Origin of the sequence: Rhodococcus sp. 5A-K4 (assembly GCF_046097995.1) — a bacterium.
GTDB classification, from domain to species: Bacteria; Actinomycetota; Actinomycetes; order Mycobacteriales; family Mycobacteriaceae; genus Rhodococcus_F; species Rhodococcus_F erythropolis.
Genome location: NZ_JBJURM010000010.1, coordinates 43,980 through 63,208, shown reverse-complemented (window position 1 = coordinate 63,208; position 19,229 = coordinate 43,980). Strand labels below are relative to the sequence as shown.

General features: G+C 63.0%; 17 protein-coding genes. 11 read left to right on the top strand and 6 right to left on the bottom strand.

The window, feature by feature from the left end:
* The first annotated feature begins 142 nt into the window (after window positions 1–142).
* From leuC to ACKAMS_RS15175, 3 genes are all read left to right on the top strand, one after another.
* Window positions 143–1,564 carry a 3-isopropylmalate dehydratase large subunit gene (gene leuC / locus ACKAMS_RS15185; RefSeq protein ID WP_019747936.1) on the top strand — a complete coding sequence of 474 codons (1,422 nt, stop codon included), beginning with the start codon at window positions 143–145 and terminating at the stop codon, window positions 1,562–1,564.
* A gap of 28 nt (window positions 1,565–1,592) precedes the next feature.
* Window positions 1,593–2,201, top strand: a complete 609-nt coding sequence (gene leuD, locus ACKAMS_RS15180; RefSeq protein WP_019747937.1) for a 3-isopropylmalate dehydratase small subunit — start codon at window positions 1,593–1,595, stop codon at window positions 2,199–2,201.
* 157 nt (window positions 2,202–2,358) lie between these two features.
* Window positions 2,359–3,045, top strand: coding sequence for an HU family DNA-binding protein (locus tag ACKAMS_RS15175; RefSeq protein ID WP_020907264.1), 687 nt, complete (start codon window positions 2,359–2,361; stop codon window positions 3,043–3,045).
* Between the two features lie 165 nt (window positions 3,046–3,210).
* On the opposite strand, the gene ACKAMS_RS15170 is transcribed toward ACKAMS_RS15175, so the two are convergent.
* From ACKAMS_RS15170 to cofC, 3 genes are read right to left on the bottom strand one after another with little or no spacing between them, the layout of a single operon-like run.
* Window positions 3,211–4,137: a bifunctional NUDIX hydrolase/histidine phosphatase family protein gene (locus ACKAMS_RS15170; protein ID WP_264614392.1), complete on the bottom strand. Its 927-nt coding sequence runs from the start codon at window positions 4,135–4,137 to the stop codon at window positions 3,211–3,213.
* Window positions 4,138–4,154: 17 nt separating this feature from the next.
* Complete coding sequence (locus tag ACKAMS_RS15165) at window positions 4,155–6,398, bottom strand: RNA degradosome polyphosphate kinase (RefSeq protein WP_003942685.1); 2,244 nt, start codon at window positions 6,396–6,398, stop codon at window positions 4,155–4,157.
* A gap of 51 nt (window positions 6,399–6,449) precedes the next feature.
* On the bottom strand, window positions 6,450–7,199 hold the full coding sequence (cofC, locus tag ACKAMS_RS15160) for a 2-phospho-L-lactate guanylyltransferase (protein WP_024487353.1): 750 nt from the start codon (window positions 7,197–7,199) through the stop codon (window positions 6,450–6,452).
* Between the two features lie 126 nt (window positions 7,200–7,325).
* Here cofC and ACKAMS_RS15155 point away from each other — a divergent pair, with 126 nt between their 5' ends.
* From ACKAMS_RS15155 to ACKAMS_RS15145, 3 genes are all read left to right on the top strand, one after another.
* Window positions 7,326–8,324 carry an NAD(P)H-dependent glycerol-3-phosphate dehydrogenase gene (locus ACKAMS_RS15155; protein ID WP_019747941.1) on the top strand — a complete coding sequence of 333 codons (999 nt, stop codon included), beginning with the start codon at window positions 7,326–7,328 and terminating at the stop codon, window positions 8,322–8,324.
* Window positions 8,321–9,472 (top strand): cystathionine gamma-lyase, encoded by a 1,152-nt coding sequence (locus ACKAMS_RS15150; protein WP_019747942.1) that lies wholly within the window; start codon window positions 8,321–8,323, stop codon window positions 9,470–9,472. Before ACKAMS_RS15155 ends, ACKAMS_RS15150 begins: the two co-directional genes overlap by 4 nt.
* Window positions 9,473–9,544: 72 nt before the next feature.
* Entirely contained in the window at window positions 9,545–10,651 is a 1,107-nt protein-coding gene (locus ACKAMS_RS15145; RefSeq protein ID WP_020907268.1) for a D-alanine--D-alanine ligase family protein, read from the top strand.
* Here the strand turns inward: ACKAMS_RS15145 and ACKAMS_RS15140 are convergent, their stop codons facing one another.
* Window positions 10,652–11,344, bottom strand: coding sequence for a DUF3515 domain-containing protein (locus tag ACKAMS_RS15140; RefSeq protein ID WP_020907269.1), 693 nt, complete (start codon window positions 11,342–11,344; stop codon window positions 10,652–10,654).
* A gap of 89 nt (window positions 11,345–11,433) precedes the next feature.
* Between ACKAMS_RS15140 and ACKAMS_RS15135 the strand changes: the two genes are divergently transcribed.
* The 3 genes from ACKAMS_RS15135 to ACKAMS_RS15125 are packed head-to-tail and all read left to right on the top strand — an operon-like array spanning window position 11,434 to window position 13,637.
* Window positions 11,434–12,435, top strand: a complete 1,002-nt coding sequence (locus tag ACKAMS_RS15135) for a thiamine-phosphate kinase (protein ID WP_081328976.1) — start codon at window positions 11,434–11,436, stop codon at window positions 12,433–12,435.
* Window positions 12,436–12,444: 9 nt separating this feature from the next.
* Window positions 12,445–12,966 (top strand): gamma carbonic anhydrase family protein, encoded by a 522-nt coding sequence (locus tag ACKAMS_RS15130; protein WP_020969320.1) that lies wholly within the window; start codon window positions 12,445–12,447, stop codon window positions 12,964–12,966.
* Window positions 12,966–13,637, top strand: coding sequence for a uracil-DNA glycosylase (locus ACKAMS_RS15125; RefSeq protein WP_020907272.1), 672 nt, complete (start codon window positions 12,966–12,968; stop codon window positions 13,635–13,637). The genes ACKAMS_RS15130 and ACKAMS_RS15125 overlap by 1 nt, the downstream gene beginning before the upstream one ends.
* A 66-nt stretch (window positions 13,638–13,703) precedes the next feature.
* On the opposite strand, the gene ACKAMS_RS15120 is transcribed toward ACKAMS_RS15125, so the two are convergent.
* Window positions 13,704–14,498 (bottom strand): enoyl-CoA hydratase-related protein, encoded by a 795-nt coding sequence (locus ACKAMS_RS15120; RefSeq protein ID WP_019747947.1) that lies wholly within the window; start codon window positions 14,496–14,498, stop codon window positions 13,704–13,706.
* Window positions 14,499–14,629: 131 nt separating this feature from the next.
* Window positions 14,630–14,821 carry a 50S ribosomal protein L28 gene (rpmB, locus tag ACKAMS_RS15115; protein WP_003942669.1) on the bottom strand — a complete coding sequence of 64 codons (192 nt, stop codon included), beginning with the start codon at window positions 14,819–14,821 and terminating at the stop codon, window positions 14,630–14,632.
* 348 nt (window positions 14,822–15,169) lie between these two features.
* On the opposite strand from rpmB, the gene ACKAMS_RS15110 reads away from it, so the two are divergent.
* Both ACKAMS_RS15110 and recG read left to right on the top strand, forming a co-directional pair.
* On the top strand, window positions 15,170–16,879 hold the full coding sequence (locus tag ACKAMS_RS15110) for a DAK2 domain-containing protein (RefSeq protein ID WP_020907273.1): 1,710 nt from the start codon (window positions 15,170–15,172) through the stop codon (window positions 16,877–16,879).
* 73 nt (window positions 16,880–16,952) lie between these two features.
* On the top strand, window positions 16,953–19,214 hold the full coding sequence (recG, locus tag ACKAMS_RS15105; RefSeq protein ID WP_408989204.1) for an ATP-dependent DNA helicase RecG: 2,262 nt from the start codon (window positions 16,953–16,955) through the stop codon (window positions 19,212–19,214).
* The last annotated feature ends 15 nt before the right edge of the window (window positions 19,215–19,229 follow it).

The window sequence follows — 19,229 nt, the reverse complement described above, 5'->3', positions numbered from 1 at the left end:
CGCATTTCCTGGTGGACTAGCGCATTTGCTGAAGGGCTAGTGCATTTCCCAGGGGCAGTCTGCATCTGCTGCGAGGGCTGGGGACCTACTTCACGCGCGGCGGGCCAGCCCGTAGTCCGCCGACGCGAGGCTACGTACAGAGGTGGAAGACATGGCACAGAAAGCACGCACTCTCGCCGAGAAGGTGTGGGACGACCACGTTGTCGTGAAAGGGGAGGGGCAGGATCCCGACCTCATCTACATCGATCTCCACCTCGTTCACGAAGTGACGAGCCCGCAGGCCTTCGACGGACTTCGTTTGGCCGGACGCCCGTTGCGCCGTCCCGACCTGACGATCGCCACCGAGGACCACAACGTTCCGACGATCGACATCGACAAGCCGATCGCCGATCCCGTGTCCAAGACTCAGGTCGACACCTTGCGCCGAAATTGCGAAGAATTCGGAGTTCGCTTGCACCGCATGGGCGATCTCGATCAGGGCATCGTGCATGTGGTCGGACCGCAGCTCGGCCTGACTCAGCCGGGAACCACCGTGGTGTGCGGCGACAGTCATACGTCGACGCACGGCGCATTCGGTGCGCTCGCAATGGGAATCGGCACCAGCGAGGTCGAGCACGTGATGGCGACGCAGACATTGTCGTTGCGCCCCTTCAAGACCATGGCGATCACGGTCGACGGCGAGCTGCCTCCTGGCGTCACGAGCAAGGACTTGATCCTGGCAGTCATCGCCAAGATCGGCACCGGCGGCGGCCAGGGCTACGTCCTGGAGTACCGCGGCGAGGCCATTCGCAAACTGTCGATGGAAGCTCGTATGACCATCTGCAACATGTCGATCGAGGCCGGAGCCCGTGCGGGCATGATCGCACCGGACGAGACCACTTACGAGTTCATAAAGGGCCGTCCGCATGCACCGTCGGGCGCAGAGTGGGACGAAGCCGTCGCCGCGTGGGAGTTGCTCAAGACCGACGAGGGCGCCGAATTCGACAACGAGGTCCACATCGACGCAAGCGCATTGACGCCTTTTGTCACGTGGGGAACCAATCCGGGACAGGGTGCACCGCTCGGTGACCGTGTTCCCGATCCGGAACTGATCGTCGACGAGAGCGAGCGTCAGGCTGCCGAGAAGGCGCTCACCTACATGGGTCTCGACGCCGGCATGGCGCTTCGGGATGTTGCTGTCGACACCGTCTTCGTCGGTTCGTGCACCAACGGACGCATCGAAGATCTGCGCGCGGTGGCCGAGGTGCTCGAGGGTCGCCATGTGGCAGAGGGCGTTCGGATGCTCATCGTTCCCGGCTCGATGCGGGTGCGTGCTCAAGCCGAAAGTGAAGGTCTCGGTGAAATCTTCACGGCGGCAGGGGCCGAATGGCGCCAGGCCGGTTGCTCGATGTGCTTGGGAATGAACCCTGACCAGCTTGCTCCCGGCGAGCGTTCGGCATCGACGTCCAACCGGAATTTCGAAGGCCGACAGGGTAAAGGCGGTCGGACCCATCTGGTTTCCCCGCTCGTCGCGGCTGCCACTGCGGTCCGCGGAACGCTCTCGGCACCGGCCGATCTGGTCTGACCCACTTACCATCTCGAGGAGAATTTCGATGGAATCCTTTACCACGCACAAGGGTATCGGCGTCCCGCTGCGACGCTCGAATGTCGATACCGATCAGATCATCCCTGCCGTGTACCTGAAACGGGTGACGCGCACGGGATTCGAGGACGGGCTGTTTGCAGGCTGGCGCACCGACCCCAACTTCATTCTCAATCTGGCTCCGTACGACAAGGGAAGTGTCCTCGTAGCCGGTCCCGATTTCGGCACGGGCTCTTCGCGTGAGCATGCCGTGTGGGCTCTCTCCGACTTCGGATTTCGGGTCGTCATCGCTTCCCGGTTCGCCGACATCTTCCGCGGGAACGCCGGAAAAGCCGGTCTCGTAGCGGCACAGGTCGAGCAGAGCGACGTCGAATTGCTCTGGAAGTTGCTCGAAGAGCAGCCCGGACTGGAATTGACAGTAGATCTCGAGAATCGGACCGTGAGCGCCGGAACTACGGTGGTGCCGTTCAATATTGACGACTACACACGGTGGCGTCTGCTGGAGGGGCTCGACGACATCGGACTGACATTGCGGCAGGTAGAAGCGATTTCCGAGTTCGAAAAGTCAAGGCCTTCATGGAAACCGACTACCCTTCCAGCCCGAATTTCGCAGGGCTGAACCGAAATCCGCAACTCCGCGCGGGAAGAGAAATAGGTCACCATTTCGCAGTCACGTTGAATGAGAATTGGCGTGGCACATAGACTCTTGCCGTTATCAGGTTTACCGTGGTTCTCAGTCGGTCCGACGGTGGACCACAATTAGCGGAGGAATTTCAATGAACAAGGCAGAGCTCATCGATGTTCTGACTGAAAAGCTGGGTTCGGACAGGCGCACAGCGACCGACGCAGTGGAGCACGTCGTGGACACCATCGTCCGCGCCGTCCACCGTGGCGAGAGCGTGACCATCACCGGCTTCGGAGTCTTCGAGCAGCGTCGTCGTGCAGCACGTGTTGCACGCAACCCGCGTACGGGCGAGACCGTCAAGGTCAAGCCGACGTCGGTTCCGGCTTTCCGTCCGGGTGCGCAGTTCAAGGCTGTTATCGCTGGTGGACAGAAGCTTCCGGCCACCGGCCCGGCAGTCAAGCGTGGCGTAGCAGCACCGGCCACCAAGGCTGCAGCCAAGAAGGCTGCTGCCAAGAAGACCGCAGCCAAGAAGGCTCCGGCAAAGAAGGCTCCGGCCAAGACCGCAGCCAAGAAGACGGTTGCCGCGAAGGCTCCGGCCAAGAAGGCTCCGGCCAAGACCGCAGCCAAGAAGACGGTTGCCACCAAGGCTCCCGCCAAGAAGGCTCCGGCCAAGACCGCAGCCAAGAAGACGGTTGCCACCAAGGCTCCCGCCAAGAAGGCTCCGGCCAAGACCGCAGCCAAGGCTCCGGCCAAGAAGGCTCCGGCCAAGAAGGCTCCGGCCAAGACCGCAGCCAAGAAGGCTCCGGCCAAGAAGGCTCCGGCCAAGCGCGGAAAGTAGTCGCGTTCGGGTGAAAAACCCGATGCCGTAAGACAAAGAGGTGCAGCCGCGGATCTGATCCGCGGCTGCACCTCTTTTTGCTGTCTGGGAGAAGTGTGAATTCTCCTGTGTTTCAGTGCTTTGCAAAACTACCGAATCGAGCTGGGGCCGGTTGGTCCAAATCCCTCAGGAGTTGGCGACTTTGGGGAGCGGGCTGTCGAGGTGATCGGCGGCGACGAGACGGCCGTCGAGGAACGAGAGCACCCAAGTGCTCGCCTTACGGTTGCGTGCAGAGGGCAGTGTTACACCGGCCGTATCAGCCCACCAGCGCATCAAATCGGGGATGACGCCTCCTTGGCTGCAGATCACTGGAGTGCCCTCCAGTGCGGCTATCTGCAGCGCACGTGCCCGAGCGGCGTCGGGATCGGCCTCGTAACCTTCTTCGGTCAGAAGAGGTTCCGTCGAAATCTCGACACCCAATGCCTCCGCCAACGGCATTACGGTGTCGATGCAGCGCGTACGGTCAGCCGCGAAAACCGTATCGGCTCCGAAGATTTTCAGCTGTTCGACCAAGGCGGCGGATTGTTCTTTGCCCTTGGCGTCGAGTGGACGCAAATTGTCGTCGCCCTTGTACCGCTTACGGCTTCCAGCCTTTGCGTGGCGGACGAGTAATACCGTTTTCGTGTCAGGCCGAATGGAAACGAAGCGGCGAAGAATCATTCGATCCATCGGGTAGGAAAGATGATCGGCGACCTCGGCGACCGGAAGCCAATAGAGAACATCTACTTCGTTATTCGGCCCGAAATCTCCGTCTACTGCTTCGGCCGACCAGTATTCGACTCGTTTGAGTTTGCGATGTCCCGGGATCGGGTACGTCACGCCACCGAGGTGCCTTCCGAAACGTCCGGTGATCGAGGTCTCTTCGCGGACCTCGCGAACTGCTGCGGTCAAGAAGGTCTCGCCTGGATCGAGCTTTCCTTTGGGGAATGACCAGTCGTCGTACTTCGGTCGATGTACGACGGCGATCTCGATGGCGGAAGGATCCTGGGGAGCCTTCCGCCACAGAACCGCGCCTGCGGCAAAGATGTTGGCTTTGACCGGCTTGTCGCTCATGGTGTGATCCGAGCCCGTCAAGACCCGCTGGCGGTGCGGCTGCGCATCAACGACTGTTGATGCTCACGTACGTCCTCACCGCGTTCGGGTGCAGCGACCCAACTGCCGTCCGGATGCAGTACCCAGCAGCGAGTTCGCGGATCGAGCGCGGAATCGAAGATGTCACCCAGTTGCTTCGACAGTTTCGGATCCTTGACCTGCACCATGACCTCGACGCGGCGATCGAGGTTGCGGTGCATCATGTCTGCGCTGCCGATCCAGAATTCGTCGGCCGAGCGGAAATGGAACATTCGCGAGTGTTCGAGGAACCGCCCGAGAATGGAACGTACTTCGATGTTTTCGCTGAGGCCCGGAACACCCGGCTTGAGCGCGCAGATTCCGCGGACCACGATCTCGACGGGGATACCGGCCTTGGACGCGCGGTACAACGCGTCGATGACCTGCTCGTCGACCAATGCGTTGGCTTTCAAGCGGATACCGGCATCGCGGCCTGCAAGCTTGTGAGCGATCTCGTTGTCGATCCGCTCGATGATCCCGCGGCGAACCCCGTACGGCGCGACGAGAAGGTTGCGGTAGCTCGTCTTGCGGGAGTATCCGGTCAACGAGTTGAAGAGGTCGGTGAGGTCGGCACCGATCTCCGGTGCTGCCGTGAGCAATCCGACGTCCTCGTACATGCGCGCGGTCTTCGGGTTGTAGTTGCCGGTGCCGATGTGGCAGTAGCGACGAATTGTCGAACCTTCGCGCCTGACGACGAGGCACGTCTTGCAGTGAGTCTTGAGACCGACGAGACCGTAGACGACGTGAACGCCGGCCTGCTCGAGTTTGCGTGCCCACTTGATGTTGGCCTGCTCGTCGAAGCGCGCCTTGATCTCGACGAGGGCAACAACTTGCTTGCCGGCCTCGGCGGCGTCGATCAGTGCGTTGACGATGGGGGAGTCGCCCGAAGTTCGGTACAGGGTCTGCTTGATCGCGAGCACCTGCGGGTCGGCCGCGGCCTGTTCGATGAAGCGTTGAACGCTGGTGGAAAACGAGTCGTAAGGGTGGTGGACGAGCACGTCGCCCTCGCGCAGGGTCGAGAACACACTCTTCGGTGTCTCACGCTCGCCGAACGCCGGATGCGTCGCCGGGACGAACGGCGCGTCCTTGAGTGCTGGGCGGTCGACGGCGTAAACCTGCCAGAGGCAGGACAAGTCGAGGAGCCCGGAAACCTCGATCACGTCGGCCGGATCGACGTCGAGTTCACGCAGAAGCAGTTCGAGCATGTGCTCGGTCATGTCGTCGGCAACTTCGAGGCGAACGGGCGAACCGAAACGACGACGCGCCAATTCACGTTCGAGTGCCTGCAGCAGATCCTCGTCCCGATCCTCTTCGACCTCGAAATCGGCGTTGCGTGTGATTCGGAAGGCGTGATGTTCGACGATTTCCATTCCGGGGAACAGCACGTCCAGATGAGCCGAAATCAGTTCTTCCATCGGGAGGAACGAATCGATGGTGGACGAAGACGTCGTGCTCTTGACTCGCACGAACCGGCCGACGTTGTCGGGAACCTTGACGCGAGCGAAGTGTTCGCCGCGGGTGACGGAGTCCTTCACTGTCACGGCGAGGTTGAGGCTCAGTCCGCTGATGTAGGGGAACGGGTGGGCGTGATCGACTGCCAACGGCGTCAGTACCGGGAAGACCTGCTCGTGGAAATGCGCCGATAACCGGCCGTGATCGTCGGCGCTGAGGTCGGCCCATCTAACAATTGAAATGCCTTCTGCCGCCAGGGCAGGGCGGACCGAGTCGAGAAACACGTGTGCGTGCTTGTCGGCGAGTTCCTGGGTGCGACGCGCAATGAGCGCCAATTGTTCGCGTGGGGAGAGGCCGTCGGCGGACCTGACCGACAGTCCCGTCTCGTCGCGGCGCTTGAGTCCGGCGACCCGGACCATGAAAAATTCGTCGAGATTGGAAGCGAAGATGGCGAGGAACTTTGCGCGTTCGAGCAACGGCAGTGACTCGTCGGCAGCCAATGCGAGAACACGGGCATTGAAATCGAGCCAGCTGAGTTCGCGGTTTAGGTAACGATCCTCGGGAAGTCCGACGAGCAATTCGGGTAGCTCTGCCTTGGTAGCTGCAGGGGGAGCGCCCGGGATGTTGGTGGCGACCGCGACGGCCTGAGATCGCGGCGAGGTGGCCGCGCCGTTCTCGTGTCGGCCGGAGCTGTGGTCTCCGTCCGACTGGTCTTCGGAAATACGGTTTTCGAGTGCTTCGCCATTGCTCACTCGTCGATCATCCCCCACAATCGCGCGGTCCGACAATCGATGAAAGAAAATTCATCGACTGTTCGACGGCGTGGCCTTGAGTCTGGTCAACGAAGCCAATGTCGCGGGGCCTACTCCCAGTGCGCGCACGGTGTCGAGATCGGCGTGGGTATCGACGTCGGTGCGCAGTCCCGGCCATTGGCCGTTGAGTGGACGAGCACCTGAATTAGCATGTCCCCGTGCGGATTCCGGACCGAATCGGGGGTCGAGCGCACTCTCGCCACACGCAAACAATGCGGAAGTGCCGGTGCCGTGGTGATCGACGACGACTGAACGTCCACCGCTTCGGGCGGCGGCCACGGCCTCCGTCAGTTCGCTCGGTCGCATCGCGGGCAAGTCGGCTTGCAGCACAACGAGGTCGACCACTCCGCGTTTGGCTCGGATATCGGCGGCCGCTGCACTCAACGCTGCGTTGAGGGTTTCCTCCGCGCGCGGTGAGGCGCCGTTGGTCAGCGAGATGTGGGGAGCTGGATCGGCGTAGACCGTCACGCCGACGGAATACGCAAGAGCGGCAACGGTCGGGTCTGGGGTGACCACCGTGACGGTGTCGATGGCAGAGACGGCGGCAACGGTCGCGAGGGTGTCGTGAAGCATGGCCAACACGAGGTCTGCACGCGCGTCCGCGTCGAGTTCGCCCGCGAGCCGGGACTTGGCCGATCTCAAGGACTTGACGGCCACTATCGCATGCATGGGGCGTTCGATCTCCGTGCGCGCATGCGGTGTCTCCACGACGTGTGGGTACGGGGGTTCCGCGCTGTCCATCCCTCGATCTTGCCAGTCATCACGCTCGGTGTCCGCGGCTGCCCACCGCAGTGCACCACAGGCGATACTCTGTGCAGACGATTTTTCTGGCGGCGACCCGCTTCGCCGGGTAGACGGGGTGAGCGTGTGAGTAAGGCAGCTGTATTGGGCGCAGGTTCGTGGGGAACAGCGTTGGCCAAGGTGATGGCCGAGGCCGGAACCGACGTGACGATGTGGGCCAGGCGTGAAGAGGTCGCGAAGCGCATCGACACCACACACGAGAACAGCGACTATCTGCCAGGCATTGCTTTGCCTTCGTCGATTCGCGCGACCCACCACCACGAGGAGGCAATGGCAGGCGCTGACTTCATCGTGCTGGCGGTTCCCTCGCAGTCGCTACGGGGAAACCTGGAGCAGTGGAAAGGCTCGATCGGACCCGATGCGACTCTGCTGAGTCTGGCCAAGGGAATCGAGACCGGGACGCTCATGCGCATGAGCCAGGTCATCGTGTCGGTGACCGGCGTGGAACCGGGGCGCGTCGCGGTGCTCTCGGGCCCGAATCTTGCACACGAGATCGCCAGCGGGCAGCCAGCGGCCACGGTGATCGCCTGCTCGGATTCCTCGCGTGCCCTCGCTCTCCAGGACGCTTGCGCTACCGGCTATTTCAGGCCGTACACCAACTCCGACGTCATCGGTTGCGAGATCGGTGGCGCGTGCAAGAACGTGATCGCGCTGGCCTGCGGCATGGCCGCCGGTAGTGGATTCGGCGACAACACGGTTGCCAGCATCATCACCCGTGGTCTCGCCGAGACGATTCGGCTCGGTGTCGCGCTCGGCGCCAAGGCGTCGACGCTTGCAGGCTTGGCGGGCGTCGGTGACCTGGTCGCGACCTGCACGTCCGAGTTGTCGCGAAACCGGACGTTCGGAGAGCGACTCGGACGGGGCGGGTCGATGGAATCGGCACAGAAGGCAACCAACGGTCAGGTCGCCGAGGGTGTGAAGTCGTGCACGTCGGTACGCGCACTCGCTGCCGGCTACGACGTGGAGATGCCGTTGACCGACGCGGTCCATCGGGTGTGCCACGAAGGCATGGCCGTCAGCGATGCGATCGGTCAGTTGCTCGGACGCCGGACGAAGCCGGAATGAGTGAAATTGATGTGAGTGATTTCGAGGGTTACGGGGATTCGACGCGAAGTGTGAGCGCCGTTGCGCGCGAACACGCTGCGGGTCAGCCCATGCAGCTGGGTCCGATATTTGCTGCGCCGTACCAACTTTCGGTGGACGAAGGCTCCGAGTCCGATACCTATGCTCGAGCGTCGAACCCGGGTTGGCGCGGACTCGAATCGGCGCTCGCGGCGCTCGAAGGAGCGGACCACGCACTCGTCATGGGGTCGGGGATGTCTGCGATCACCGCGACCTTGCGCAGCGTGCTCGTCGCCGGGGATACCGTCGTCGTGCCCTCGGACGGGTACTACCAGGTGCGGTTGTACGCGAACGAACGTCTGGCGCCGTTGGGAATCACCGTTCGCGAAGTCTCGACCCTGCAGATGGGCGACGCGAGCTTCGCGGATCTGCTCGACGCGTCACCGGGTCGCGTGGTCGTCGTCGCCGAGACGCCGTCCAACCCGGTGCTGGACGTGGTCGACCTTCGCGTGCTCGCCGACGTGTGTCACCGATCGGGCGCGCTGCTGATCGTCGACAACACGACTGCGACACCGCTGGGGCAGCGCCCGCTCGAATTGGGTGCCGACGTCGTGGTGGCCAGCGGTACCAAGGCACTCAGCGGGCACAGTGACCTCCTGATGGGTTACGTCGCTACTTCCGATGCGGCGGTGAGTCAGCGGATCGAGCGTGAGCGACTTCTTTCGGGAACAGTGCTCGGCCCCTTCGAGACGTGGCTTGCGCACCGGAGTCTCGGCACGGCAGGCCTGCGATTCGGGCGTCAGTGCGACAACGCGCTGGCCCTGGCCGAGATGTTGGCTGGACACAAAGCGGTCCGGTCCGTTCGTTATCCCGGCCTTCGCGGTGACCCGTCCTACACAACGGCATCCGGTCAGATGAAACGATTCGGCGGATTGGTGAGCGTCGAGTTGGATTCGGCTCAAGCATTCCACTCGTTCGTCGAAGCGAGCAATCTCGTCACGGCCGCCACCAGCTTCGGTGGGATCCACACGACGGCGGATCGTCGTGCGCGCTGGGGCGATCCGGTCAGTGCGGGTTTTGTCCGAATCGCTTGTGGCATCGAGGACACCGCCGATCTCCTGGCCGACATCGAGCGCGCGCTCGACGCGTGAGCGGACCACGTCGATGATTTCCGGCTTGGCCCGATCGCGTGCCGAAGTCGATTCGGCGGTACGGTTTGACGCGTGAACAGCAGCCGTACCCGCGTGGCCGTGATCTTCGGTGGCCGGAGCAATGAGCATTCAGTGTCCTGTGTTTCCGCCGGAAGCGTCCTGAGCAACCTCGACCCTGATCGGTACGACGTCGTACCGATCGGCATCACAGTCGACGGTTCCTGGGTCCTCGGGTCGAGCGACCCCAGCTCCCTCGCGATCAGCGGGCGCGCGTTGCCGTCGGTCGACAAAGACGGAACGTCGGTGGTCCTCAGCGCGGACCCCACCCGCGAGGGCGAGGTCATCTCCTTCGACGGCTCCGACGCCGGTGCCGTGCTCGCGTCGGTCGACGTCGTTTTCCCCGTTCTGCATGGGGCTTACGGCGAAGACGGCACCATTCAGGGATTGCTCGAACTTGCCGGGGTTCCGTATGTCGGACCCGGAGTCCTGGCCAGCGCCGCCGGCATGGACAAAGAGTTCACGAAGAAGCTTCTTGCCGCTGAAGGGCTTCCCGTCGGAGTGCAGGTCGTGCTTCGACCGGGAATCGCAACGCTGACCGAAGAGCAGAAGGCGGAGTTGGGCCTTCCCGTGTTCGTGAAGCCCGCTCGTGGAGGCTCGTCTATCGGCATCACCCGGGTGAGCAATTGGGACGGTCTGGACGGGGCGATCGCTCATGCGCGCCTGCACGATCCCAAGGTGATCGTCGAAGGCGCGATCATCGGCCGTGAGGTGGAATGCGGCGTCCTCGAATTCCCGAACGGTGACGTCAAGGCCAGCGTGGTCGCCGAGATCCGGATGCCGGATGCCGACACCGATTCGGACGCGTTTTACGACTTCGACACCAAGTACCTCGACGACGTCTGCGAATTCGACATCCCCGCAAAACTCGACGAGTCGGTGAGCGACCAGATCAGGGAGCTTGCAGTCCGCGCGTTCAAGGCACTCGATTGCCAGGGACTCTCGCGGGTCGATTTCTTCGTCACGGCTGACGGCCCGGTGATCAACGAGATCAACACGATGCCCGGGTTCACTTCCATCTCGATGTATCCAAAGATGTGGAACGCCACCGGAATCGATTACCGCACTTTGATTTCGACACTGGTCGACACCGCCATCGCTCGCGGTACCGGACTTCGCTGATCAGGGAACCGCGACCGGCGCCGGGTCGAGGGGCTTCTGTTCGAGAGTCGCCGTAATGGTGTCGGAGATCTCCTGAATCGGCGTCGGGCCGGTCCCGTCGGGGATCGTGATACCGATGTACTCACCGCGGTCTACGGCAAACCAAGTGCTCGCAGCCAGACCGACGTCGGTTCCCGAGACCTGGAACCATTGGACACCGTTCACAACCTGTAGTGCTGCAGCCTGGTCGAACTCGGTCGGACGGTCGAGCCCGCAGCGCAACACGATCGGCTCACCTTCGCTGCGCTGCCAAGCTGCCGCTCCAGCCGGAGCAGGGTCAACCAACTCGGCTTTCGTGAAGTCGTCGATCTTGTCGGGGAGCGCACCGAGGAGGGAAACGCAGGCCTCCGACTCCGCTGCCGGTGCCGGTACGGGTCCCAGCGCTACCGGCGAGAGTTCAGGGTTGTTTCCCGCGACGACGGCCGCGATCACCACTCCGACGATCAGGGCTACCGGGAGCGCGATGGCGGTGGCGATCAGCGCCGGACTGCGGCGCTCGGTCGGATCGTCGTCGCTATCGGGGTCGATGTCGGCGTTGTCTGCGGTGGAGGTGTTTTCTGCCATGCTCAGTTCTTCGCTCGGGTCCTGGTCCAGTCGATCAGCGGTCTCGTCACTTCGCAGGGCACGTCGGTGAATCGGTAGGATTGCCGACACACGCGTGAGCTTGCAGAAGCATTCACGACCACAGCTAGAAGGTACCGCAGGCCGCTTACGGGCGAATTGCGTCGGCATTGGAGACACTCATCGCATCATCGGGGTTCGGGTCAGAGCACACTGTCGAGCAGGTGGGGGAGTTCGACGTGATCGCGCGATCTCTGGTCGGCCGAATCCAACCGGTCACCACCGAATTGGGGCCGGGCGACGATGCCGCGATCGTGACGTCCGGAGACGGCCGTGTGGTTGTCTCGTCCGACATGCTGGTCGAAGGTCGGCATTTCCGAATGGATTGGTCTTCGCCACGCGACATCGGCCGAAAGGCAGTGGCACAGAACGCTGCGGACGTCGTCTCGATGGGAGCGCGGCCGACGGCATTCACCGTGTCTCTGGGGTGCCCGCCTTCGACTCCGGTCGACGTGATCGACGCAATCTCCGCGGGAATCTGGGACGCGGCAACTGATCTGGGGGCCGGCGTGGTCGGCGGTGACCTGGTCCAGTCGCCGGTAGTCGTGGTGTCGGTGACCGTGCTCGGCGATCTCGGTGGCCGTCCGGCAGTTCTGCGTTCGGGAGCAAAGATCGGTGACAAGATCGCGGTCGCCGGGTTGTTCGGTTGCTCGGCAGCAGGGTTGGCACTACTGCTCGACGAAGCCGTATTGCTCGACGAATCCGAAAGCTTTCCAGATCTGCTTGCCGCTCATCGTGTTCCGAATCCGCCGTATCAATCGGCATGGGACGCCGCAGAATCAGCACATTCCATGACGGACGTATCCGACGGATTGATCGCGGACCTTCGACATCTCGCAGAGGCCTCGCACGTGCGGTTCGACATCGTCTCGGCCGCGGTTCCCACCTCACTCGATGTCGCATCGGCGGCCGAGGCGCTCGACGTCGATCCGCTGGACTGGATCCTCTCCGGTGGTGAAGATCACGGATTTGCAGCAACTTTCGGGCCTGAGGTCGAAATTCCGTCGGGTTGGACTGTGATCGGTTCGGTTGCGGCCGGTTCCGGCGTGAGCGTCGACGGTGCACTTCGCGAGAGCGGCGGGGGATGGCACAGCTTTTCGACCACCGGCACCACCGCGGTATAGGTTGCTTTCATGGCTGTATATGCACTTGGAGACAGAGTTCCGGACATTCATCCGGACGCATACGTTCACCCGGACGCGGTGGTGATCGGCGCCGTGACTCTCGCGGCGGGCACCTCGATCTGGCCGCAGGCGGTATTGCGTGGTGACTACGGAACCATTTCGGTGGGAACCGGATCCAACATCCAGGACGGAACTGTCATCCATTGCACCGCCATCGATGCGACTGTCATCGGTTCCGGTTGCGTGGTGGGCCACAACGCGCACATCGAGGGGTCGACCATCGAGGACCACTGCCTGATCGCATCGGGCTCCGTGGTTCTCAACGGAACGGTGATCGGGACGGGGTCGATCGTCGCCGCGGGTGCGGTGGTGGCCAACAAGATGCAGGTTCCCCCGCGCAGCATGGCACTCGGTGTGCCCGCCAAGGTCCGTGCGGGATACGAAGTTCCGCTCGGCCACCTCGACGGAAACGTCAAGATGTACGCAGCCAATGCGGCGTACTACCGCGACGCGTTGCGCAGGCTCGACTGATGGCGCCGCTTGCAGAGATCGTCGATCCAGGGTGGGCGCGGGCACTCGAACCGGTCTCGGAGCAGATCTCCGCGATGGGTAAGTTCTTGCGCGAAGAGATCGCTGCGGGACGGGAGTATCTGCCTGCGGGAGAGAACGTCTTGCGTGCATTCACGAATCCGTTCGACGACGTTCGGGTGCTCATCGTCGGTCAAGACCCCTATCCGACGCCTGGTCATGCTGTCGGGTTGAGCTTTTCGGTTGCCCCGGACGTGCGGCCGGTTCCACGAAGTCTCGGTAATATCTACAAGGAGTATCACCAGGATCTCGGGTTGCCGATACCGCCGAACGGCGATCTGACGCCGTGGTCGAAACAAGGTGTGCTGCTTCTCAATCGCGTACTCACCGTGCAGCCGGGTCAAGCCGCTTCTCATCGTAAGAAGGGCTGGGAGCCGGTGACCGAGCAGGCTATCCGCGCTTTGGTGGCGCGGTCGTCACCGATGGTGGCGATCTTGTGGGGTCGTGACGCGGCCACTCTCGCGCCGATGCTGGGCGACACACCGATCATCGAATCAGCGCACCCGTCACCGCTTTCGGCTTCGCGCGGCTTCTTCGGTTCGCGCCCGTTCAGTCGTGCGAACGAACTCTTGACCGGACTCGGGGCCGACCCGGTCGACTGGAATCTGGGCTGATCGAACTGCGCCTGCACTCACCTGGCATGCCGAACGTCGTGACACGACATTCGGCATGCCAGCTGACTAGGCCTGCTTTGCGGAAGTGAAATCGGGGCGACGCTTGTCGACGAATGCGTCGACACCCTCGCGCCCGATCGGGCTGTTCGCCGCGAGGGCGATGGACGCAGCCTCGGCGTCGAGTTGCTCGGCGAGCGAGTTCGTCCGCGACGAACGCAGCAGTGCTTTGATTCCCGAGTACGACGTACTTGGTCCGTTGGCCAAAGCGCGGGCGAGGCGAGCTGCCTCTTCCTGGACCTCGTCGTCGCCGACGAGTCGGGTGAGGATCCCCAGCCGGACGGCTTCGTCGCCACCGATCACCGAATCGTTGAGAAGAATCTCGCGAGCGCGTGCCACGCCGACGATGCGGGGGAGTGTCCACGACATTCCGCCGTCCGGGGTGAAACCGATGGAGGGGTACGCGGGGCGGAGCTTGGTGCCGGTGCCGCCGATTGCGACGTCGGCGAGGCAGACCAGGCTCATTCCGGCGCCGGCAGCCCATCCGTGGACCCCGGCCACCACTGGAGCGGTCGCGGCGTCGAGCGCGCGAACGAACACGTGGAAGACACGGGCAACCTCGGCGACGTACTCGCCGCGGTCAGGGGCTGCGGCGAACGCACGGACGTTGCCGCCGGCACAGAAGTTTGCGCCTTCGCCGACCAGAAGGATGCTCCCGATGTCGTTTCCGACTGTCTCGAGCGCCTGCGCGCCCTGAACCAGTCCTTCGTCGTCGAGGGAGGTGCCGTTGGCGGCGGTGGAAATGGTGATGCGGAGTACGCCCTCGTCGAGGGTCACTTTGCTCAGGTCATCGATGGAAGTCACTCAACGCACATTACGGGTGTCGGACAGCCATACGAAACACGGGGACACATAGATACAGACACACAGAAACAGCTCTGCCCCCGTCACCGAAGTGACGGGGGCAGAGCCTGCAATAGTTTGTGCTCGGGCAATCAGCCCCGAGCGACCTTGCCTGCCTTCAGGCAGGAGGTGCACACGTTGACCTTACGGGTGTTACCCGGGGCAACCTCGGTACGAACAGACTGAATGTTCGGGTTCCAGCGACGATTGGTACGCCGGTGCGAGTGCGAGACCGACTTACCGAAGCCGGGCCCCTTGGCGCATACGTCGCAGACGGCAGCCATAGTCGCGAACTCCTTGTTAGAAATGAATATTGAAGTGGTTACCCTACACGGTAGGGCAGCCAGAATTACAATCCGAATATACTCGACTTCGAACCGATCCTTGACCGCTCACTGTGCAGTCGAACGTGAAAACAGTCAATCAGCAACAAACAAAGTGCAGCATTATTTCGTGTAGCCCGTTCGAGGCAACCGTGTAAGAGTAACCGCTTCCGGCCCGAATGGCCAAACCGCCCGGTAATGACGGTTGCGCAGAAGCGTCGGACTACCCTCGACTGCACCGATCACCGATCTCTTTTTCATCGTCAGTCTTTCCATCGTCTGTCTGTCCATCGTGGAGGGGAACCGTCAGTGGGGGAAGTGCAACGCGTCGCCGAAGAAGCGGAATCCGTCGCGGACGGACATCTGCTGCGGCGCTGGGCCCGCCGGGCGGTCGACAGCCTCCAGAAACGTCGTGGAGAGATCAACAGCCTCAACGTCTTTCCCATCCCTGATTCGGATACCGGCACCAACCTGTTGTTCACGATGCGGGCCGCGCTCGATTCCGCCGAGACGATCGAGGACGACGTCCGCAGTGCAGGCCGCGTCGCCAACGCGCTGGCTCGGGGCGCAGTGTCCGGTGCACGCGGTAATTCCGGAGTGATCCTCTCCCAGGTGATCCGGGGTATCGCGGAGAGCGTTCAAGGCGAGCACATCGACGGCCGGAGCTTTGCGAACTCACTGACCACGGCGACGGGACTGGCTTCTCGGGCTGTCTCCGATCTGGTGGAAGGCACCATCGTCACGGTTCTGCGCGCGTCGGGTGAGGCAGCGCAGGAGTGCGTCGACACCAAGACGCCGAGCGGCGAGGACCTTGCTTCCGTGGTTGCCGCCGCTGCCGATGCGGCTGCGATCGCGCTGAACAAGACCCCGGAGCAACTGGACGTTCTGGCGTCGGCCGGGGTGGTCGATGCCGGGGGATTCGGTCTGGTTCTGATCCTCGACGCTTTTGTCGAGGTGGTGACCGGGAAGTCGCAGGTTCGCGAGGATCTGGGGACGCCGGACCCGAGGTCGAGCGCAGTTGTCGACGTCAGCGCATTCGATCACGATTGGGCTCACAAGAGCCCGATCGAATGTGGTGATCACTCGGAACAGGATTTCGAGGTCATGTACCTCGTCGACGACTCGGACGACGATCGCATGACGGCGCTGCGCACGCGACTGTCCGTCCTCGGAGATTCGACGGTCATCGTCAGCGACGGCTTCGGTGGCTGGTCGGTGCACGTGCATTGCTGCGATGCCGGTGCAGCCGTCGAAGCCGGCCTCGAAGCCGGGAAGGTCCACGGTATTCGCATCAGCAGTTTTCTCGTCGACGAACGCGACCAGTTGGTGGCACGGGCGGAGAGGCGATTCCCGGGTGCCGGTGCCCGCGGCGTTCTGGCCGTCGTCGCCGGTGAGAGTGCGGCGGCGTTGTTCGAGAGTGAGGGCGCGACGGTTCTTCGGTGCGACGACGCGCCGGTGACACGTGCGCAACTGCTCGGCCGCATTCGTCAGATGGAGCGAAGTGAAGTTCTGGTGCTGCCGAACGGAGCCTTGACGGCTCAGGAACTGGTCGCAGTCAGTGCCGCTGCACGCGATCCGCTTCACCAGGTCCTGCTGCTGTCGACATCGTCGATGGTTCAGGGCTTGGCCGCACTTGCCGTTCACGACGCTCAACGCAACGTCGCCGACGACGGCTTCACGATGTCCGAGGCGGCGGCTGCGACGCGCTGGGGATCATTGCGAATTGCGGTCGAGCGTTCGCTGACGTACGTCGGGACGTGTGATCCGGGTGACGCGATCGGTCTGATGGGGCACGAGGTGGTGCTCATCGGTCCCGACGTCGCGGAGTCGAGTGCGCGACTGGTCGACCTCGCGCTCGGATCCGGTGGCGAACTCGTGACCCTACTCATGGGCGCCGACGCGCCGGACGACCTGGCCGGGCAGCTCGAGGCGCACGTCATCGCGCACCATCCGGGCGTCGACGTGCTCGTCTATCAGGGTGATCAGCCGGGTGACCTGTTCCAGTTGGGTGTGGAGTGATCGAACCGGGTCTGTCGGTGACTACTGATATACGAACACATGTGCTTACCGCGACACTGTGCTGGAGGAACTGATGGCGACGCTCGCCGACCCACTCGATCGGCTGCTGGGAAAGAAGACCGCGGACGCGCTCGACGAGGCATTCGAGATTCGGACGGTCGAGGACCTGCTGCGTCACTACCCACACCGGTACGCGTCGGCAGGCAAGGAACTTGCCGAGAAGGAGCCGCCCGAAGGTGAGCACATCACCATCATCGCGCGGGTGGCGTCGGCGGCGGTCGTGAAGATGAAGAACCGTCCGGGGCAGATGTTGCGAGTATCGCTCGCGACTGATTCGCAGACCGTCGACGTCACGTTCTTCAACCCGCAGAAGGTGCGGCACGTCATCAAGCCCGGCGTGCGCGCGATGTTCTCCGGGACGGTGAAGTACTTCCGCGGCAAGTGGTCTCTCACCCACCCGAGCTACCTGATTCTCCCGGAACCTCGTGTCGGCGAGGAGGATTCGGTAGTTCCGCTTGCATCCATCAAGGGGGCCGGTGACCTTGCCGGTCTGGCTCGCGCAAACCAGGATCCCGGCGCCGAACTCGACCTGTCCGTCTTCGACCGCGCATTGATCCCGCTGTACCCGGCAACTCGCGAGGTCGAGAGCTGGACCATCATGCGGTGCGTGCGGCAAGTGCTCGACCAACTCGATCCGATCGAGGAGCCGTTGCCTGACGAGACCAGGGCCGAGCACGGATTCATCGGTTTGGACGAGGCACTGCGCACCGTTCACCTCCCGGATACCAAGGAGGACATCGAACGATCTCAGGATCGTCTGCGTTTCGACGAGGCGCTGTCTCTGCAGTTGGTTCTCGCGATGCGTCGTCACGACAATTCCGAGCGGGTGGCGCCGGCCTGCGCTCCGGTTGCCGACGGGATCGCGGACCAGTTCGAGGAGATGCTCCCGTTCACTCTGACGGAGGGACAGCAAGCGGTCGCGGAGGAGATCTCCAGCGATCTCGCTCGCCCACACCCGATGAGCCGGCTTCTTCAGGGCGAGGTCGGGTCAGGTAAGACGATCGTGGCTCTGCGCGCGATGTTGCAGGTCGTCGACGCCGGTTATCAGTGCGCGTTGCTCGCACCGACCGAGGTCCTGGCAAATCAGCATGCGCGATCACTGCGCAAGATGATGGGCCCGCTGGCGGCAGGTGGTGAACTCGGTTCGGCCGAACATTCCACCCGTATCGCCCTTTTGACCGGCTCGCTGCCTGTCGCTGCGAAGCGCGCAGCGCTGCTCGAAGCCGTGACCGGCGATGCCGGGATCGTCATCGGTACCCATGCGCTCATCCAGGACAACGTGGAGTTCTTCAACCTCGGCATGGTTGTCGTCGACGAGCAGCACCGCTTCGGCGTCGAGCAACGTGATCAGTTGCGATCACGTGCCCGTGAAGGTCTGAGTCCGCATCTGCTGGTGATGACGGCAACGCCGATTCCGCGAACCATCGCCATGACGGTGCTCGGCGACCTCGAGGTCTCGACTCTGCGGGAACTACCGCGTGGGCGAACCCCGATCAAGAGCAGCGTCGTGCCCGCGAAGCAGAAGCCGCAGTGGGTGGATCGCGCATGGGAACGAATCCGTGAGGACGTTGCCGCTGGTCGTCAGGCGTATGTCGTGTGCTCACGCATCGGCGACGGTGAGCAGGGTGCCGGTGAGGACCAGTTCACCGAGGAGAAGCAGCCCGAGACCAAGTCGGCAGTCGACGTCTTCGAAGAGCTGTCGAGTGGCCCGCTGGCTGATCTGCGAGTCGGGTTGCTGCACGGTCGACTGCCTTCCGACGAAAAAGACGTCGTGATGAGCGCGTTCAACGTCGGTGACGTCGACGTCCTCGTCTGTACGACTGTCGTCGAAGTCGGTGTGGACGTTCCGAATGCGACGGTGATGGTGATCGTCGACGCCGAGCGGTTCGGCGTCAGTCAGCTCCACCAACTACGTGGACGAGTCGGTCGAGGCAAGCACCAGGGACTGTGCATCCTCGTCACCGGAAGCAATCCCGGCGGACCGGCGTACGAGCGGCTCTCGGCGGTGGCAGCGACCAACGACGGGTTCGAACTGGCACAACTCGACCTCGCGACCAGACGTGAAGGAGACATCCTCGGTGCGGCGCAGTCTGGCACAACCTCGAATCTGAGACTGCTTTCCCTCATGGCCCACGGAGACATCCTCGAGTCCGCCAGGGAGTTCGCTCAGGGAATCGTCGACTCCGATCCGTCGCTCGAGGATCATCCCGCCCTCGCTTCCATGGTGACCGCTGCCCTGGACTCCGACCGGATCGAGTACCTCGAAAAGTCGTGACGGGTATGACGACAA

What these genes read in the sequence shown, in the direction of transcription:
- leuD (WP_019747937.1), top strand. Translation starts at nt 1,593, where the DNA reads ATGGAATCCTTTACCACGCACAAGGGTATCGGCGTCCCGCTGCGACGC.
- ACKAMS_RS15175 (WP_020907264.1), top strand. Translation starts at nt 2,359, where the DNA reads ATGAACAAGGCAGAGCTCATCGATGTTCTGACTGAAAAGCTGGGTTCG.
- ACKAMS_RS15170 (WP_264614392.1), bottom strand. Translation starts at nt 4,137, where the DNA reads ATGAGCGACAAGCCGGTCAAAGCCAACATCTTTGCCGCAGGCGCGGTT.
- cofC (WP_024487353.1), bottom strand. Translation starts at nt 7,199, where the DNA reads ATGGACAGCGCGGAACCCCCGTACCCACACGTCGTGGAGACACCGCAT.
- ACKAMS_RS15150 (WP_019747942.1), top strand. Translation starts at nt 8,321, where the DNA reads ATGAGTGAAATTGATGTGAGTGATTTCGAGGGTTACGGGGATTCGACG.
- ACKAMS_RS15130 (WP_020969320.1), top strand. Translation starts at nt 12,445, where the DNA reads ATGGCTGTATATGCACTTGGAGACAGAGTTCCGGACATTCATCCGGAC.
- ACKAMS_RS15125 (WP_020907272.1), top strand. Translation starts at nt 12,966, where the DNA reads ATGGCGCCGCTTGCAGAGATCGTCGATCCAGGGTGGGCGCGGGCACTC.
- rpmB (WP_003942669.1), bottom strand. Translation starts at nt 14,821, where the DNA reads ATGGCTGCCGTCTGCGACGTATGCGCCAAGGGGCCCGGCTTCGGTAAG.
- recG (WP_408989204.1), top strand. Translation starts at nt 16,953, where the DNA reads ATGGCGACGCTCGCCGACCCACTCGATCGGCTGCTGGGAAAGAAGACC.